This window comes from Deinococcus aerius (genome assembly GCF_002897375.1).
GTDB lineage: Bacteria > Deinococcota > Deinococci > Deinococcales > Deinococcaceae > Deinococcus > Deinococcus aerius.
The window spans coordinates 160,582-177,645 of sequence record NZ_BFAG01000006.1; the positions used below are offsets into that span (position 1 = coordinate 160,582).

At 71.6% G+C, this 17,064-nt stretch carries 13 protein-coding genes; 5 read left to right on the forward strand and 8 right to left on the reverse strand.

The window, feature by feature from the left end:
• Positions 1-218: 218 nt before the first annotated feature.
• Positions 219-1,589 (reverse strand): DUF4403 family protein, encoded by a 1,371-nt coding sequence (locus DAERI_RS10275; RefSeq protein ID WP_235610336.1) that lies wholly within the window; start codon positions 1,587-1,589, stop codon positions 219-221.
• A 78-nt stretch (positions 1,590-1,667) separates the two neighbouring features.
• On the opposite strand from DAERI_RS10275, the gene DAERI_RS10280 reads away from it, so the two are divergent.
• Positions 1,668-2,093, forward strand: a complete 426-nt coding sequence (locus DAERI_RS10280) for a secondary thiamine-phosphate synthase enzyme YjbQ (RefSeq protein ID WP_103129325.1) — start codon at positions 1,668-1,670, stop codon at positions 2,091-2,093.
• A gap of 450 nt (positions 2,094-2,543) precedes the next feature.
• Here the strand turns inward: DAERI_RS10280 and DAERI_RS10285 are convergent, their stop codons facing one another.
• The 4 genes from DAERI_RS10285 to DAERI_RS10300 all read right to left on the reverse strand — a co-directional run bounded on the left by DAERI_RS10285 (position 2,544) and on the right by DAERI_RS10300 (position 7,662).
• Complete coding sequence (locus tag DAERI_RS10285; RefSeq protein ID WP_103129326.1) at positions 2,544-4,904, reverse strand: penicillin acylase family protein; 2,361 nt, start codon at positions 4,902-4,904, stop codon at positions 2,544-2,546.
• Between the two features lie 66 nt (positions 4,905-4,970).
• The gene (locus DAERI_RS10290) at positions 4,971-6,317 is read right to left on the reverse strand and encodes an MFS transporter (protein WP_103129327.1); all 1,347 of its coding nucleotides are present in this window, start codon (positions 6,315-6,317) and stop codon (positions 4,971-4,973) included.
• 59 nt (positions 6,318-6,376) lie between these two features.
• On the reverse strand, positions 6,377-7,252 hold the full coding sequence (locus DAERI_RS10295) for a DMT family transporter (RefSeq protein ID WP_103129328.1): 876 nt from the start codon (positions 7,250-7,252) through the stop codon (positions 6,377-6,379).
• Between the two features lie 56 nt (positions 7,253-7,308).
• On the reverse strand, positions 7,309-7,662 hold the full coding sequence (locus DAERI_RS10300; protein WP_103129329.1) for a VOC family protein: 354 nt from the start codon (positions 7,660-7,662) through the stop codon (positions 7,309-7,311).
• A gap of 81 nt (positions 7,663-7,743) precedes the next feature.
• Here DAERI_RS10300 and priA point away from each other — a divergent pair, with 81 nt between their 5' ends.
• Complete coding sequence (gene priA / locus DAERI_RS10305) at positions 7,744-10,254, forward strand: replication restart helicase PriA (protein WP_235610337.1); 2,511 nt, start codon at positions 7,744-7,746, stop codon at positions 10,252-10,254.
• Between the two features lie 345 nt (positions 10,255-10,599).
• Here the strand turns inward: priA and DAERI_RS10310 are convergent, their stop codons facing one another.
• Positions 10,600-11,628, reverse strand: coding sequence for an aminoglycoside phosphotransferase family protein (locus DAERI_RS10310; protein WP_103129330.1), 1,029 nt, complete (start codon positions 11,626-11,628; stop codon positions 10,600-10,602).
• Positions 11,629-11,713: 85 nt separating this feature from the next.
• Between DAERI_RS10310 and DAERI_RS10315 the strand changes: the two genes are divergently transcribed.
• A complete protein-coding gene (locus DAERI_RS10315; protein WP_103129331.1) occupies positions 11,714-12,448 on the forward strand; it encodes a metallophosphoesterase family protein in 735 nt (244 codons plus the stop codon).
• Between the two features lie 159 nt (positions 12,449-12,607).
• On the opposite strand, the gene DAERI_RS10320 is transcribed toward DAERI_RS10315, so the two are convergent.
• Positions 12,608-13,408, reverse strand: coding sequence for a VC0807 family protein (locus DAERI_RS10320; RefSeq protein WP_103129412.1), 801 nt, complete (start codon positions 13,406-13,408; stop codon positions 12,608-12,610).
• A 134-nt stretch (positions 13,409-13,542) separates the two neighbouring features.
• Positions 13,543-15,210: a CbiX/SirB N-terminal domain-containing protein gene (locus DAERI_RS10325; RefSeq protein ID WP_369689456.1), complete on the reverse strand. Its 1,668-nt coding sequence runs from the start codon at positions 15,208-15,210 to the stop codon at positions 13,543-13,545.
• On the opposite strand from DAERI_RS10325, the gene DAERI_RS10330 reads away from it, so the two are divergent.
• Both DAERI_RS10330 and DAERI_RS10335 read left to right on the forward strand, forming a co-directional pair.
• Entirely contained in the window at positions 15,146-15,571 is a 426-nt protein-coding gene (locus tag DAERI_RS10330) for a hypothetical protein (RefSeq protein WP_103129333.1), read from the forward strand. The two genes, DAERI_RS10325 and DAERI_RS10330, sit on opposite strands and share 65 nt — an antisense overlap.
• Positions 15,572-15,690: 119 nt before the next feature.
• The gene (locus DAERI_RS10335) at positions 15,691-16,776 is read left to right on the forward strand and encodes a M20/M25/M40 family metallo-hydrolase (RefSeq protein WP_103129334.1); all 1,086 of its coding nucleotides are present in this window, start codon (positions 15,691-15,693) and stop codon (positions 16,774-16,776) included.
• Positions 16,777-17,064 lie beyond the last annotated feature (288 nt).

The window sequence follows — 17,064 nt, forward strand, 5'->3', positions numbered from 1 at the left end:
CGTGCCGCTTCCCCTGTTTAATCGCCTGGCACGTTTTCTGGGATATTGGGATTCCGCCGCGCCACAGGACGTGCCCGTTCACCCCCTCTGCTTCGCAGCTTTGCAAGTCCCAGCCTCCCCCCTCCAGGGGGAGGGGCAAAAAAGTAGCGTCCAGCGCAGTTCCTTGTAACTCGGGTAGAGAGAAAGTACCAAAACGTACCGGGGCATTGCAGTTCCCCTTAACGAATCTTCTCCACCTCCACTGTCGCCCGCAGCGCCCCACTCGCCGCCGCCGTGACGATCAGAGCGTCCGGTGTGACGTTGAAGGCCGTCAGCCGGAGCGGGCCGACCGTTCCCGCCAGTTCCACCCCGGGGGCGGGCGCGAAGGGCAGCCTGGACTGCATCTGCCTTTGGGCTTCGGCCAACCGTTCAGCAAGATCGAAGCGGGCGGCCCGGGCGAGGTAGGCCTGCGCGCGGGCGTCGGCCAGCCAGCCGACCACGCGCCCGGTCAGGCCCTCGCGGCGGGTGGTGACCGTCACGCCGCTCAGGGTCAGAACCCGGCCCGAGGGGTCGAGCGTCGGCGTGCCCGTCACGTCCGTGGTCGCGCGCACGCTCAGGCCGAGAGGTCCCGAGATGGTGACGGTGATGGCGGCGTTCAGCTTCCCTCCCCGGGGTTTCACGGTCACGTCCGTCACGCGCAGGGTGGGGGAGAGGGGCACGGGCAGCGTGAGGGGTCGCTCGTTCGCCGCTCGGGTGGCGGCCCGCGAGAGTTCGGGGTACGGCAGGCGCACGGGCACGCTCAGGTCCACGCCCGGGGCAGGGGGCGCGGCGACCTTCAGGGGGGGCAGTGGCACCGGGGCCTGCGTCGGAGCGCGGCCCAGGCCCGCCGACAGGTCAAATGCCGCTCCCACCATCACCCCCAGCGCCTCCGGGGTGAAGCGGAAGGGGCTGACAGTCAGGCTGCGGGGCGTCACCCGGGCGTAGGCGGGGTCGGGGGTGGGGAGCGTCCAGGGTTGCTGTGCCCGCGCCCACAGGGCTCCGGCCCGGGCCCGGAGATTGGCCCCCTCGCGAACCGCCCGCGCGACCTCCCCCGCCACCCGGTCGAGCTGGGCGCGCACCTGGCCGTCCACCAGGGCCTGCACGCTGACCGGCACGCCCGGCTTGAGTTCCACGCTGAGGGGGTCGGTCCAAGTTGCCTCCCCGGTCACCTGCGCCCCCGCCTCCCACTCGGGGGTGACGAAGGGCCGGACGCGCAGGCTCACCGTGGCCGCCCCGCCGAAGTCGCGGGCCAGGAACGCGCCCAGGCCCTCGGGAGCCGCCCGGAAGCTCGCGCGGATGGGCACGCTCACAATCAGGGCGTCTCCCTCGGGCGTGGGCTTCACGCTCACGTGCCCAGTGCGGGTGACTGTTCCCGTGAGCTTTACGCTCAGCAGCCCGCCCAGGAAGTCGCGCGTCTCGTCCAGGCGGGCGAACTCGCTGGGCACCCGGGCGTTTGCGGCCTCCTGCACCCCGGCCAGCGGCACGCGCACCGGCAGCGTCACGGTCGAGAGGGCGGCGGCGGGGCTGGTCATGAGGGCAGTCAACAGGGCGGGCATGAGAAGGCGTCGCATGGCGTGCTGTGCAGGTTAAGGGCCACCCATGAGGGAAGGTGGGGACGTTCCCTCCCGCTGCCCACTACCCTCTTTCCCATGTGGGCACAACATGACCTGCGGCTGAGGCCCTTTCCCCGTGGTTTTCACCTCATCACCCGGGAGGTGGTGGGCGCCGTGCCGGAACTCGCGCGGGTGAGGGTGGGCCTGCTGCACGTCTTCATCGCGCACACGTCCGCCAGCCTGGCGCTGAACGAGAATGCCTCACCGGACGTGCGGCGCGACTTCGAGCGGTTTTTCAACCACCTTGTCCCGGACGGGTGGCGGGAGTTCGAGCACACGCTGGAGGGGCCGGACGACATGGCGGCGCATGTGAAGGCGAGCCTGCTGGGGCCGTCACTCACGTTGCCGGTGCGGGAGGGGCGGCTGGCGCTGGGGACGTGGCAGGGCATCTATCTGTGCGAGCACCGGGAGGAGGGTGGCGGGCGGCGGCTGGTGTTGACGCTTCAGGGGGAGGAGGGGTGAAGGGGCAGCGCATTTTGCTGCGGTTTGCCCCCACCCCCCCTGCCCCCCTACCCCCGGAGGGGGCAGGGGGGAGCGGCGCTGCGCTAGGCAAGGTCCCTGCCCATCTCGCCCGTGGTCGTCTTCCTTAACGCGCAAGGTTTGATCTTTGCTTCCCAAGCTGTCCGCCCACCGTCTCGCTGCGCGAGCAAGGCGGGGTGAAGGCGGTGCGAGAACGAGCTGATGGCGGGAATAGGCCGTCCACAATAGACGGTTTGAAAAGCTGGAGCTTGGGCAGTGTTACCCCTCACACCTTGCGGGGGAGGCTGGGACTCGCAGAGCTGCTTGCAGAGGGGGGTGGCAAGCAAAGCTTGCCCTCAAAGCTCCCAGGAAGCCTGGGCAGGCCATAAAGGCCGCAACAAGAAGAGGCGAGCCCCGTACCCTCCCCGCACTCGCCTTCCCTTGTCCCACTCCCTACCGCCCCGGATTCAGCGTCAGCGTCCGGGTTTTGCCCCAGTCCCCCTCGTCGGTGCTCATGGGGAGGTAGTCGCCCGCCGCCCACAGGGTCTGCTGGTCGGTCACGTGGTCGCCCAGGGGGTTGCCGCCCTGGCCCAGGCTGCCCACGTACACGCTGCGGTTCATGTTCGAGAGATCTACGATCTGGCGGTAGCTGGGGCCGTGGGTCTGCCGCATGGTGTCGGGGTCGGGGCGGGCCACGTTGACCGTGTTCGTGCCGCCGTTGGTGGGCGTGGAGTGGTTGAAGAGCCAGGCGAGGGCCTTCACGTTCCCGAAGGCGCGGTGGTTGCTGGCGACCGTGTGGACCTTGCCGTACGTCCACCCGCCGGGGTCGGGGCCGAGGCGGTTGGCGAGCCTCTCCACGGCGCGTCCCAGGCTGGAGCGCAACTCGTCCGCGCAGTCCTGCTGCCCATCCGCCTCGTCGCGGCACAGCTCGCCACCCGCCCGGAGCTGGTTTCGCACGGCGAGGCTGTTCAGTCGGGTGCTGTCCCCCAGCTCGTCCTGCGCCATCGCCTGAAGCTCGGCGAGCCATGCCTCGAAGATGGTGCTGGGCACGCTGGCGGTCGTCTGGTTGCCGTCCCAGCCGCGCAGCAGGTCGAGCGCCCGGCGGCTGAGGTCCCCCTCGGGCTGGGTGGCGAGCAGCAGGGGCTTCAGGTCGCGCCACACCAGGCTGGTCGTGTCGAGCTGCACCCGCTTCACGTCGTCCAGCGTCAGGCCGGTCGGCTTGGCCGTCAGCAGGTCGGTGATGCGCCCCGCGCGGTACGGCTCGGCCCAGTTGCGGATGTTGGCGAGGGTGTAGGGGTAGCTGCTGGGGACGACTTGGTTGTTCGCGGTGACCACCAGGCCGTCGGCAGGGTTGTAGGTGTGCGGCAACCGGGCGAAGGGGATGTACCCTGTCCACTCGCGCGAGCCGTCGCCGGGCACGGGCAGAGAGCCGTCCCAACCCCGCCGGATGGGGACGCGGCCCGGTGCGTAATAGCCGGTGTTGCCGTCCACATCGGCGTACACAAAGTTCTGGCTGGGGGCGACGTATTTTTCGAGGGCCGCCGTGAAGTCCCTCCAATTCCGCGCGTAGTTCAGGCCCAGAAAGGCGTCGAACGTCGTGTCGCCGGGTTGCAGCGCCGTCCACTTCAGCGCCACGCGCGGTCCCAGTTCGCCCGCGCCCACGTCGCTCACGATGGGGCCGTGGGCGCTCTCGCGCACGGTGAGGCGCACGTCCTGGCCGCCCTTCACTTTGATGACCTCGGTGCGCGTGGTCAGCCTGGCCGTCGCGGGCTCGATGTAGAGGTCCTGCACGTCGGGGTTCACGTTCGTCACGCCCCAGGCCACGCGGTCGTTGCGCCCGATCACGATGCCGGGCAGGCCGGGGATGGAGGCGCCGATGGCCCGGAGCCGCGGCCCCTGCACGTCGGCCAGATACCACAGCATCGGGCTGGACAGGGCCAGGTGGGGGTCGTCCGCCAGGATGGGCTTGCCGCTCGCGGTTCTCTGGCCCCCGATCACCCAGTCGTTGCTCCCTTTCCCCGGCACCCGCTCCATCCCCAGGGCGCGGGCCGCGTCGAGGTGAGCTTGCAGGGCGCGCAGGGTGGCGTCGGGGAGGGTGGCCTGCTGAAGGTCCGTCCCCCCGGCCTTTGCCCCCAGCCCCAGCTCGTCCCGGCTCAGGATGGTCGGCCCGTCCGCCGGGTAGGGGGGCAGGACCTCGTTCAGCCCGCCCTCGCCCAGGCGCTTCAGGATGCGGACACCCAGCAACTCGTCGTCGTAGTTGCCGCCCAGGTCGTAGGCCATCAGCTTGCTCCAGGCGATGGAATCCACGTCCGTCCAGGGTTCGGGGGTGTAGCCCAGGATGCGGAACTCGGGGGCGACCTTGCGTTGAGCCATCCCGGCATTCACGCCCGCCGTGTAGGCGCGGACCATCCGGCGTGACCGCTCCGAGAGGGCGGGCAGGGCCGACTGCGCGGCGCGGTAGAAGCCCCAGGTTCGCAGAAAGCGGTCCTGCGGGAGCGCGGCTTCACCCAGCACCTCCGAGAGCCGTCCCTGCGAGACGCGGCGCTGGAAGTCCATCTGCCACGCGCGGTCCTGCCAGTGGACGAGGCCCAGGGCGAACATCGCGTCCTCGTCCGACGCCTGCGCGCGAATGTGCGGCACGCCCCAGGCATCGCGCGTGATCGTCACCGGCCCCGAAAGGCCCGGCAGCGTCACCGTCCCGCTCACCCGGGGGTTGGAGGTGACCTTCAGCCACACCACAACCCCCAGCGCCGCGATCAGCACCAGCAGCACCACCCACAACAAGCCCCGTCCCAGCCGCCCGAGTCCCCTCATCCGTCCTCCTTGTTGAACCGGGTTCAGGATAAGGCCGGATGGGGAAAGGGACGGAGACTTCCTCACTCAGGTGGCCGCGCGCCGGGTCGCCAGTTCTTCCAGCCACGCCCGGTCCTCGACGCGGCGCAGGTAGGGGTTGAAGAGTTGCGCCGCGCAGAAGGCGACCTGGGCGATGCCGAGGACGAGCAGGATGCTCGCCGGGGGAAAGAGGCCGCCCGCGATGCCCGCCAGGAAGGTGGCGAAGGGTCCGGTGCACTGCGCGATCAGGCGGCGCACGCTGAACACGCGCCCCTGCATCTCGGGCGGCACCTGCGTCTGCCAGATCGCCTGGGAGTGCGCGTTCAGCACGGGGATGGTGAAGAAGTTCAGCGCCATCAGGACCGCGCTGAGGTAGAGGTTGCGCGAGAAGGCGAAGGCGACCAGGGCGAGCCCCCCCAGGATCATCGGCACGAGGACGCCCAGGACGCGCCGCTCCTTCAGTCCTCCCCACGACGAGATGAACACGCCCCCCAGCACGCCGCCAACACCCCCCACCGTGGCGAGGAGGGCGAGAGCGGCCTCGAAGGTGAGGCCCCGCGCCTGCCAGTCCGGCCCGAGGGTGAACTTCACGATCAGGGGCTCGAACACGCCGAGGGGGGCGCCCACGAAGTTGGCGACGCTGAAGGTGCCCAGCAGCCACAGCAGCGGCCTGCGCGCCAGGATGTACCGGAAGCCGAAGCCGACATCCGACATCAAGCTTTTGGGCACGGCGTCCGTGCGTTTCGGGGTCGGGATGTGCAGCCGCCACAGCACCAGGCCCGCCACCAGGAACGTCAGCCCGTCGAGCAGGAAGACGAGGGCGGTGCCGTTTTGCAGGAAAGGGAGATGTACACCCCGCTGGCCCAGCAACGCGGGCAGGGCGATCAGGAAGGCGGCCAGGCCGGGCGCGAGCAGGCCGGAGAGTGTCCACAGCGTCTGCATCATGCCGTTGGCGCGCGGCAGGCGCTCCGGCGGGACGAGAACTGCGTAGCTCGTGTCGAAGGCCGCGCCGTGAAAGGAGCCCAGGAACGAACCCAGCGCCACGAGCGGCACGAGAACCCACAGCGGCAGGGCGCCCAGGATCACGAGCAGGCCGAGCGCGAGGCTCACGAGCGCGCTGCCCAGATCGCACGCGAACATCACCCGCTTGCGGTCGTGCCGGTCGGCCCACGCGCCCGCGACCGGGGCACCGAAGATGGCGGGCAGCGCCCCCGCGAGCGCCACCGCCGAGAGCGCGAAGGCGAGGGCGGCCCGCTGCTCGGGCGCCGGGTAGAGCGTGGTCGTGAGGTAGATCGTGATGGCGAAGTACGACAGGGCGCTGCCCACGACGCTGAGAGACTGCGTGCCCCACAGGGTGAGGAAGGTCCGCCAGCCGTTCGGTGCCGTTGGGGTCATGGCTCAGTGTACGAAGGGGGGCGGCGGTCTTCGTCCGCCATGTGGCGCAGCGGGCGGCTTCACGACCTCCGTTGCGCCAGCACCGCCCCCGCCAGGATCAGCGCCCCGCCCAGCAACACGCCTGGCCGCAGGGGTTCGGCGAGGATCAGCACGGCGAGCAGCACCGTAAACAGCGGCTCCAGCGTGCCGATCAGGCTGGCCCTGGCCGCCCCCAGCCGCGCAATCGCCCCGTACAGGGCGGGAACGGCGACCAGCGTGGCGAGCGCCGCCATGCCGAGGATGATGCCCCACTGCTCCGGCGTGGCCGGAACGTGCAGGGTGCCCCGAATCGCCGAGAGTGCGGCAAAGGACAGGCCGCCGACCAGCGCCATATGGGCGGTCGAGGCCAGCGGCGCCGCGCCGGACAGCCAGTGTTCGGAGGCGAGCAGGTAAATGGCGTACAGTGCTCCCGCCCCGGCTGCCAATCCCAGGCCAAGCGGATCACGGTCACCTGCCCCCGGAATCCCGATAACCAGCCCCAGCCCGAGGGCGGCGAGAGCCACGGCTCCCAGACGAGTGGCATCCGGTTTCCGCCCCAGCAGCCAGCCGAACAGGATCACGAAGGCGGGGGCGAGGTAGAGCAGCAGGCTCGTCGTGCCCGCCGTGATACGCCCCAGCGCCGCGAAGTAGCAGGTCGTCGCCACCGTGTAGAGCAGGCCCACCGCCAGCAGCGGCCCGCGCTGCCGCCAGCTCAGGCCCCGGCCCGTCAGCGGAAGCAGGATCGGGGCGACCAGCCCGAAGCGCCACGCGAGCGCCGCGAAGGGGTCCAGCCCGACCTGCGCCGCGAGCTTGCCCCAGACCCCCAGCGTGCCGAAACCCAGGGCCGCCAGCAGGGCCAGCCCCAGGCCAACACGAACTGGAGAGGATGGGATGGGGGTCACGGGCGTGGCAGTCACGGGGGCCAGGGTAATGCGTTGCCCGTCCTCAGCGTCCTGTGAGCCACGTCGCCCCTCTACTCAGCCTTCTGTACTACGCAGAACCGGTTGCCGTCCGGGTCGGCAAGGACGACGTAGTCCGCGTCCGGCTCGTACCGCCAGTCCACCCGCCCGGCCCCCAGCCCCAGCAGCCGCTCGACCTCCGCCGCCTGGTCCCCGGCGTACAGGTCGAGGTGGTGCCTGCGGTGCGTTTTCGCCTCGGAGGTCACGAGCTTGAGGGCGAGTTGCACGCCGGACCGCGCCCGCGGCACGAGCACCGCCCAGTCGTCCTCCGGCTCCTCGCGCGGGCGGTAGTCGAGCGCCGCGCACCAGAACGCCACGGCCCGCGGCACGTCCCGCACGCCCCACACGATGGACCCGATTCGCAGCATGGGTCAGTATGGCCTGCCGGGGCTGGACTTTGGCACGCGCCCCACCTCCGGGGCCGTCCCGCTTGCGCTAGCTTCGGGCGCGTGACCCCGCCCGGCTCCCCCCCCCTCCCGGTGCCCTGGCGGGTGGTGGTGCCCCTGCCCGTCCCGGCGCTCGACTACGCCGCGCCGCACGGGCACGGGGGCGCGGTACCGCTGGGTTGCCGGGTCCTGGTGCCCTGGCGGGGCGACCTCACCGTGGGTCTGATCGTAGGCGAGGGGGACCCCCACGGCGCCCACCGCCTGCGCGAGGCCGTCCACGTCCTCGACGACGAGGAGGGGCCGTGGGTGCCCCCGGCCACCGTGGAGGCGGTCACCGCCTGGGCGCGGGATGCCCGCCTGCCCGCCGGACTCGTCTGGGGGGACCTCCTGGGGGTGGGTTGGAGCGTGCGGTACGAACACCGAGTCCGGGCCGTGGGGGGGGCCGACCTGAGCGCCTTTGCCCGCCGGGTGCCGGGGCCGGGCTGGACGGACGCGGCGGGGTTTCCGCCCGCTCTGCTGGACGCGATCCGCGAGCAGGGCCTGCTGGAGGAGGCGTTCCGGCCTGTTCCCCGGACGCGGGGGGTGGTGCGGGCACGTCCCCTCGCCGCCGTTCCCGCCGCCGCCCGCCAGGTGACGGTGCTGCGTGCCGTCCCGGAGGCCCCCACCCTCACCCCGAAAGGCCGGGTCGCCTGGGCGTGGCTGGCGGAACACGGCCCGCAGGACAGTCTCAGCGCCTGGGCACGGGGAGTGGGCGTGAGCGCCGGGGTGGTTTCCGGCGTGTTGAACGCGGGCGGCGCCGCCTACGTGCCCGAGGACGCCCCCCCGCCCCCCGCCTGGGAGTGGCTGCGGGCGAACGGCCCGGTCGAGTCGCTGAGTGCCTGGGCGAACGGCGCGACGGCGGATGGGGTGCCCCTCTCGCCCACCGTGGCGGGAACGCTGGCGGCGCGGGGCTGGGCGGACACGGTGCAGGAGCCCGCGCCCCCGCCCCCGATGCCCGAGCCGGGGGCGCCCTGGACAGCCCCTGAGCCCGACCGCCTGCCGGAAGCCCCCGCGTGGCGGCTGCACGGGGGACGGCCCGCCTCGCGCTTCCGCACGCTGGCGCCCCGGGTGCTGCGGCTGCTCGCACAGGGGCGGGGCGTCCTCGTCCTCGCGCCCGACCACGCGACGCTGCGCCGCGCCTGGGAGGGGCTGAGCGGCCTCGCCGCGGCGGCGGGCACCCGCGCCGTTCAGATCAGCGGCGGGCTGAACGAGGTGCAGCGGGAGTACGCCTGGGGGCTCGTCCGCTCGGACCGGGCGCGGCTGGTGATCGGCAGTTACCTCGCCCTGGCCGCGCCCCTGGCCGATCCCGCCCTGATCGTCGTGCTGGAGGAGGGGAGTGACGCCTACAAGCTCCCGGCGGGCTCGCAGGCCTTCATCCCCGATGTGGCGGCCCGGGTTGCCACATCGGGAGGGGCCTCCCTCGCCCTGGTCGGCAGCGCCCCCGCCGCCGAGAGCGTGCCGCTGCCGGGCGCCGTCTTGCCCCCACCCCGCGCCCGCGTGCATGTGGTGGACTACGCCAACCCGCCCGAGCAGCCGGAACTCGGGCCGCTGTCGGGTGTTCACCTCACGCCCGGGGACCTGGGGTATCCGGTCAGCCACGACCTCGCGCGGCTGCTGCGGCAGGTGCAGGAGCGCGGACGGCAGGCGGCCCTCCTCGCGCCGCGCCGGGGCTATTCCGCCCTGCTGCGCTGCCCGAGTTGCGAACACACGCCGGGGTGCCGCAACTGCGACGTGCCGCTGCGCTTTCACCAGGAGACCCGCCAGCTCACCTGCCACCAGTGCGGCTACCACGAGGGCATCCCCGACCGCTGCGACCGCTGCGGCGAGCGGATGTGGAAGGCGCGCGGCCCCGGCACCGAGTGGATTGCCCAGACCGTCGAGAAGCTCGCGCCCGGTCTGCCCGTCTACCGCTGCGACCGCGACCGCCAGGACGACCTCTCGCCCCTGTACGCCGGGGAGAGCGGGGTGGTCGTGGGCACCCAGCTCCTCCTCTCGCAGGAGGCGCCCCCCAACCTCGCGCTGGTCGGCGTCACGCTGGCCGACACCTGGCTGAACATCTCCGACTTCCGCGCCTCCGAGCGCTACCACCGCCTGCTGCGCCAGCTTGCCGAGTGGCACCCGGAGCGCGCGCCGCTGCTCGTCGTGCAGACCTTCCAGGCCGACCACCCCGCCCTGAGGGTGATGGTCGAGGGCCGTGACGCCCTGGCCTACCCCGCCGCCGAGGAGCGTGCCCGCGCCGCCCTGGGCTACCCGCCGCACGCCCGCCTCGCGCAGGTCGAGGTCGCCGCCCGTGATCCCCAGCGCGCGAAGGTGGCCGCCCAGGAGGTCTTCGAGGCCCTGCACGGGGCCGGGGCCACCACCGGGGAAGTCCTCGGCCCCGCCCCCAGCCCGGTCGCCCGGTTGCGCGGCGTGTACCCCTACCACCTCTTGCTGCGTGCCCGCGACGACAAGCGCCTCGCCCAACTGCTCTCCACCCTTGACCGAAGTTGGAAGGCCCGGGTCCGGGTGGATGTGAATCCCCGGGGCGGGTTGTAGGAAGGGCACGTTCTCCTCCTGCGCGAGACTTGCAGGGCCGCGAAGCACAGGGTCGGGGAGAGGGGCGCGCGGGAGGCGAAACGGTCACAGCGGGCTCTGGAGAGACTCCAATTGGCTCTGAAGGCCCGGCCTCTCCCCGGGGGACGCTTGATGTGCAACACGAGAAACGCCGTTTGATACAAGGTTCTTTCTCCCTCCTGGTGGGGGAGGGGGGTGACGAGCGCAGCTCGCCCTCGCGCTGGACAACGAAAAGGCCGCTTCACCCAGCTTCTCCTTTCGCCTCAAGCGTTCAGGGGGAGGGGCGAAAAAGTTCTTGCTGGACGCCTTCTATTCCTCCTCGCCCGCCTACCCGCCGCCCAACGCTGCCAGCAGGGCCTCCAACTCCCCCTCCGTTGCGGCGACGCTGGGAAGGATGAACCGCTCCAGGACGGTGAGGTTGGCCTCGTCCTGCTCCGGCCTGGTGTTCTGGTGCAGGATCATGGTCACGTCCAGGGCCACGTCCTCCAGGGCGCGGCGGCAGAAGTAAAAGCCCAGCACGTCGGGGTCGAGATCCGCGCTTCGACCTGCGGCGGCCTCGTAGGCGGGCAGGACTTCCGGCAGCCGGGCGTGCAGCATCCACAAGTCGTGTTCGGGCGGCGCGAGCCGGGCCGTCTCCCAGTCGATGATCCAGAGATTGCCGCCCGGGTCCCGCATCACGTTGCCGCCATGTGCGTCGGTGTGGCATACAGCGAAGGGGCGGGGACGGGCACGGGCGGCAGCCTGAAAGGCCCGGGCCTGTGCCAGGAGGCGTTCGAGGACAGGTTCATAGGGAAGCAGGAGGTCACGGAGGGCGCGGACTCCGGGTCTCGTGCCGGGCAGGCCCCCCCGCAAAAGCTCCAGGTCGCGCCGCAGCCCCTCCTCGAAGGGCAGACCGAAATCCTCCGGGGGCACCGGCAGGCGCGGGACCGCCGCCGTGATCGCCCCCGTCCCGGCGTGCAGGCGACCGAGAAGGGGCGCGAGTTCATCCATGGCCCCTGTCCACTCCGCCCCCAGGTTGGTTCCCTCAATCCACTCGTGGACCACGAGCGAGGAGTCCTCCAGGTGGGAGAGGTTGGCCCCCGAGCGGGTCGGCACGGGGCGGGGCACGCGGGGCAGGATGCCCAGCCGCCGCAGCGCGCGCAGGAGCGGCACCTCCGCCAAAATTCGCTCCCTGACCTCAGCGCCGTAAGCCGTCCCCGGCAGCACCTTGACGAAGACGCACCCCTCCGCCCCCTCGACCCGGTAGGCGGGGGCCGTCCCTCCGGGCAGGAACGTGACTGTATCCAGCTCCAGGCCATAGGCCGACCCCAGGACCCGCAGAAGGGCCGCGTGGTCGAGGGGGAGTTCGGCGCTCATGTCCTCCCAGAGTAACGGGGAGCCTTCCTAATTCCTTCCTTGACCTTCCCCTGACCGCCTGTCCCGCTGGGCTAGACTGCCCCCCATGATCCGGCTCGCCGTTCTCGCGGACCTGCACGCCAATCTGGAGGCGACGCTGGCCGTACACGCGGACGTGCGCAGGCGGGGGATTACGGAACTGTGGGTGCTGGGCGACCTGGTCGGCAAGGGGCCGCGCCCGAAGGAAGTCGTCGAGTGGACCCAGGCCTACGCCACGCGCGTTATCCAGGGCAACTGGGACGCCCGGGTCGCGGGGGCCACCAACCGCCCCCAGGACCTCTGGCCGCGCTCCAAGCTCTCCCCGGCGGCCCTGGCCTACCTGGCGGGCCTCCCCTACGGCATCGAGGAGCAGTTCGGCGGCGCGTGGTGGCGATTTGTCCACGCCAGTTCCAAGGGCCTCTTTCACCGCCTGTACCCGCACTCCAGCCTGGCCGAGCAGCTCGACGCCTACGCCCCCAACCCCCAGTTCGCCCTGCACCAGCACGCCGACGCCCTCGTGTACGCCGACGTGCACGAGACGCTGATGCTCGACGTGGAGGGCCGCCCCCTCATCAACACGGGCTCGGTCGGCAATCCCCTCGACAGCACGCTTCCCAGCTACCTCATCCTGGAGTTCGACCCGCAGAGCCCCGCCCACAGCGCCACCTTCGTCCGCCTGACCTACAACCGCGACGCGGAGATCGCCGCCGCCGAGGCGAGCGGGATGCCCTTTACCCGCGAGTACATAGCGGAACTCTTGACGGGGGCGTACCAGAAACGGCGGGCGCGGACGGGGGAGTAGAAAGACCCCACACGCGGCGGGGCCTTTTTTGACTACGCGGTTCTACGGCGAGGCTCTCAAAGGTTGTCCCCCTGAGCAACGCGAAGGGTCTCGCCTGGAGATCCTTCGCCCTCGCTCAGCATGACGAGGGTTTCTGCCCTCCGCCTGAGGCGGCACAAGTCATGCGCCCACTTCCCCCCGCTCCCGCATCCTCGCCGCCAGCTTCGAGGGCTCCAGGAGGCTCGCCCCGGCCCCGTAGCGGCGCCTCACGGCGGACTGCACGAGCCAGATGGCGAGGGCCACCCCGATCAGGCTGATGACCATGCCGGGCACGCGCATGATGGCGTTGACCTCGGCGACCTGGGCGTTGAAGGCGTCGGTACCGAACTTGGCGGTCACGCGCCCGTAGTTCACGATGCTGTTCACCACGCCGCCGATGAGGTCCACGACGGCGAAGGCGACGGTGCCCAGCACGAGGCCCCGGTGAACGACGGGGTCGCGCATGGCCTGCTGGGTGGCTGCCCGGTCCTCCGGCTTCTCGCCGATGCTGGCGGCGTCCAGAAAGACGCGGAAGAGGGGCACGCTCGTCAGGGCGCTGAGCAGGAACAGCACCCCCGTCAGGTAGGAGCGGGCGCTGTCCTTGATCGCGTACCAGAAGCCGTCCACATACCAGAAGGCGAGCGCGCCGGAGAAGATCGCCCCCGCCCCGCCGATCAGGGCGACCGGGCTGACGTTGCGGTTCACGAACAGGTCGATCAGCACGTACGCGACGGGGATCAGCGCGGCGATCAGGTACGCCCGGATATTGCCCGCCGTGCCCCCGCCCAGCAGTTCCGCCACGCTGATCCCGCTCCCCAGCATGTTCGGGCTCAGGATCAGGATGGGGATGACGAGGGTGAAGACGAGGTCCCAGACGGTTTTGGGGATGCCCGGGCGGGGTTTGGGAGAGGCAGCGGGGCGGGGAGTCTGCGGGGCGGTCATGGGGCGCATTCTCTCATCCGCAGGTGAGTGGTCAGTAGTGAGTGGGCCGGATGCCGTGGTCATCCCGGCGACTCGACAGGAGGGGAAGGAGAAAGCGACCCTCCACTGACCACTCCCCACTTCCCACTGCCCCCTCAGTCCTCGTGCCCCTGGGCCGCCTGGCCGCGCTTCCCGCTGACCTCCTCACGCACCTCGGCGATGAAGTAGGTGCAGGCCTCGGGGCAGGGGATGGCGCCGGGCACCCCCGCGAAGAAGGTGCGGCCCAGCTTCTCCCCGGCCCACAAGCGGGTCTTGAGGCAGCCGCTGCACACGTCCCGCGCCACGGCCTCGACCTGCTCGGGGGTGGCCCGCTGCACCTTGGCGTAGATGCCGGTCTGGCGCCGGGCGGTCGTGGGCCAGGGGGTGGGGCGCAGGGTGTGGCGGTGGTGGGCGTACCCCTCCTCGACCACGGTGGGGTAGAGGTTGTGGACCCCGCGCGGCAGGTCGGCCTCCGACAGCACGGCCCGCCAGCCGCGCGGCAGGTTGCGGAAGGTGTGGACCGGGCGGTGGTGCCCGCCCTCGTCGCGGCGGGTCAGGTCGCGCAGCCCCTCGGGCGTGACGACGGTGGTGAGGTCGTCGGCCGGCCGGCCCTCGTCGAGGGCGTGGCGCAGCTCGAACATGCCCGCGTGGGGCGTGATCAGGGCCTCACCCAGCCGCATCCCCTCGCGGGCCAGGTTCAGGAAGGCGTTCCAGGTCTCCGCGTGCGCCCGGTCCTCGTCGCCGCCCCGCCCTTGCGCCCCGCGCGCCTCCTCGGCGAGGTGCAGGACCACGTCGGCCACGGCGGGGTGGGTGCCCACCGGTTTGGCGTAGTACACGGTCTGGGGGCCGTGGGGATTCTCGGGAAAACACGTCACCGTCCCCGTCAGGCCCATGTCCTCGGGGATGGTCTCCAGGGTGTGCCAGCCCTCCGAGGCGAAGAAGGGGACGACGACCACGCGGGGGGCCTGGACCACCTCCGGCCAGGTGCCCACCTTGGGGTCCTCGTCCAGGAAGAGGGCGTGGACTTCCGCGAACTGCCCGGAGTTCCGCAGCAGCTCGGCGTTGCGGTAGATCACCCGGTTGGAGTTCTCGTTGCGGGTGGTGCCGTGGCCCAGCACGATGAGGGCGGTGTCGGCGGCGCTGAGGTCGGGCAGCACCTCGCGCGCCCGGGCCAGGATGACCTCGTTCATGGAGGGATGGACGCCGTAGGGCAGGGTGTAGCGCACCGTTCGCCCGCCGAGCACCCGCGCGATCCCCTCGGGCGGCACCGGCCCCTGGTGGCCCAGGCCGAGTTCGCGGGGGATGACCGTCTCGGTGAAGTAGCCCTCCGAGATGAACATGGGGATCACCGTCACGTCGGTGGAGCGGGTGGTCTTGAGGACCTGGCGCAGCGACGGCTCCTCCTTCCAGTACCCCTCCACGACCTCGTCGTACAGGCCGCGCTCCCGCAGCAGCTCCGCGTAGCGGTAGACCGCGCCCGCCGACTCGCCGTTGAGGTGTGAGCCGTGACCGATCAGGACGAGAGAACGCATATGCGGGCAATCTAGCAGCGGCCCACGCGCGCGATTGTCCCACCTCTCGCCCTCAGGGGCGCCACCTCGGCCATGAACCCGCGTGAAGTGTGCCCTCACGCCTGCCCCGGGGGGCCCGCCTATGGTGAGGGCGTTTCGCCCCCGGTCTGGCGCGTGGTCCAGACCCCATCCCCACAGGAGGTTTTCCATGTTCTTCGACCAACGCGACCGCCACGAGCAGATGGCCCGCCTCGACCCGCGCGACACCAACATGGACGGGACGGTGAGCCCGCAGGAGGCCGCCGCCTACGTCCAGGAGTACCTCCAGAACGCCTCGCCCCAGGAGCGGCAGCAGCTCCTCCAGGAGTATTTCCAGCAGCTTCCCCCGGATCAGCGCCAGCAGATGGGCGACGCGATGGTGCAGAGCCCCTACAGCCCGGTCCAGCAGGTCCGTTACGACGACCCGAACGACCTGGCCGACGCCTACACCCGCACGGCGCAGGCGCCCACCCAGGATGGCCGCAGCCCGCTGGAGGCCGCCTTCGCCCCCGGCGGCGCGCTGGGGAACCCGATGGTCAAGGCGGGCCTGGTCGGCCTGGCCGCCATGATCGGCTCGAAGCTGATGCGCCGCTGAGGTCAACCCGAATTCCCGCCCCCCGGCCCAGGTGGTCGGGGGCCTTGCCTTGCTTGATAAAGGCCGTGGGAACCCGGCGGGACTGCCGCGCCCCGCCCGGGCCGCTAGAATCGCCCGCAATGCCCCTGTCGTACCTCGCGCGCATCGCCCAGACGCCCGCCCCCACCTTCGAGGAGGGGGAGCGGGCCGACCTGATGGCGCGGCTGTGGGAGGACCTCGGCTACGAGACGGCCCGCGACGAGGTGGGCAATGTCCTGACCCGCCTCACGCCCCCCGGAACGGAGGGCAAACCCGCCCTGCTCCTCGCCGCGCACCTCGACACCGTGTTCGCGCGCGGCACCGACGTGAGGGTGCGCGAGGAACGCGGGCGGCTAATCGGGCCGGGCGTGGGCGACAACAGCGCCAGCCTGGCGGTCGTCACGGCCCTGCTGCGCGACCTGCGCGGCCACGAGGGGAGGCTGCGCCGCCCGCTGTGGGTCGCCGCCAACGTGGGCGAGGAGGGGCTGGGCGACCTGCGCGGGGCCAAGCACCTCCTCGCCCGGCACCGCGAGCGGCTGGGGGCCTTTATCGCCGTGGACGGCTACCTGGGGGTGGCGGTGACCCGGGCGGTGGGCGTGCGGCGCTACCGGGCCATCTTTCTGGGACCGGGGGGCCACTCCTGGGGCGACCAGGCCCCCAGCGCCCTGCACGCCCTCGGGGTGGCGATCCACGACCTGTACGCGCTGCCCCGACCGGTCTCGCCGCGCACCACGCTGAACGTGGGCCTGGCCTCCGGGGGCACGAGCGTCAACTCCATCGCGGGGAGCGCCGAGCTGCTGCTCGACCTGCGCTCGCTCGACCCGGAGGCCCTCGACGAACTCGACACCCGGGCGCAGGGGGCCCTGCACGCCGCCGCCCGCCAGGCCGGGGTCAGCCTGCGGCTGGAGCGCGTCGGCGACCGGCCCGGCGGCGACCTGCGCTCGCAGCCCCTCCTCGACCTCGCGCGGGAGGCGGCCCGGGAGGTCCACACCGACCTGCGCCTGGCGTCGAGCAGCACCGACGCGAACGCCGCCGCCCCCCACGGCCTCCCCGCCATCGCCTTGGGCGTCTACCGCGGCGGCAACGCCCACCGCGAGGACGAGTGGGTGCAGGCGAGCAGCTTGGGTCCGGGCCTGCGCTTCCTGCGCCGGGTGGTGGACCTGTACCAGCGCCGCCCGCTGGGGTAGGGGGAGGGGCTGGTCGTCCGGGGTGGGGGAACGTCCTCAGAGCCTCTGCGAGGGGGAAGTCCCTTGGGACGAATCAATTCTCCCGCTCCCCCTGCGGGGCCGGCCTTAACCGGGCTCCTCCTGGCCCCGGATGCCCAACCCGATCACGTCCGCCAGGGGGAGCTGATTTTTGTTCTTCTCCACGGTCTCTTCCCTGAGGGAGGTTGCGTAACCTGCCCGGCCCATTTGGAAGGGCATGGACAGACCTCGCGCGGATGCCTCCCGATCTGAAGCTTTCCCAAACCCTGC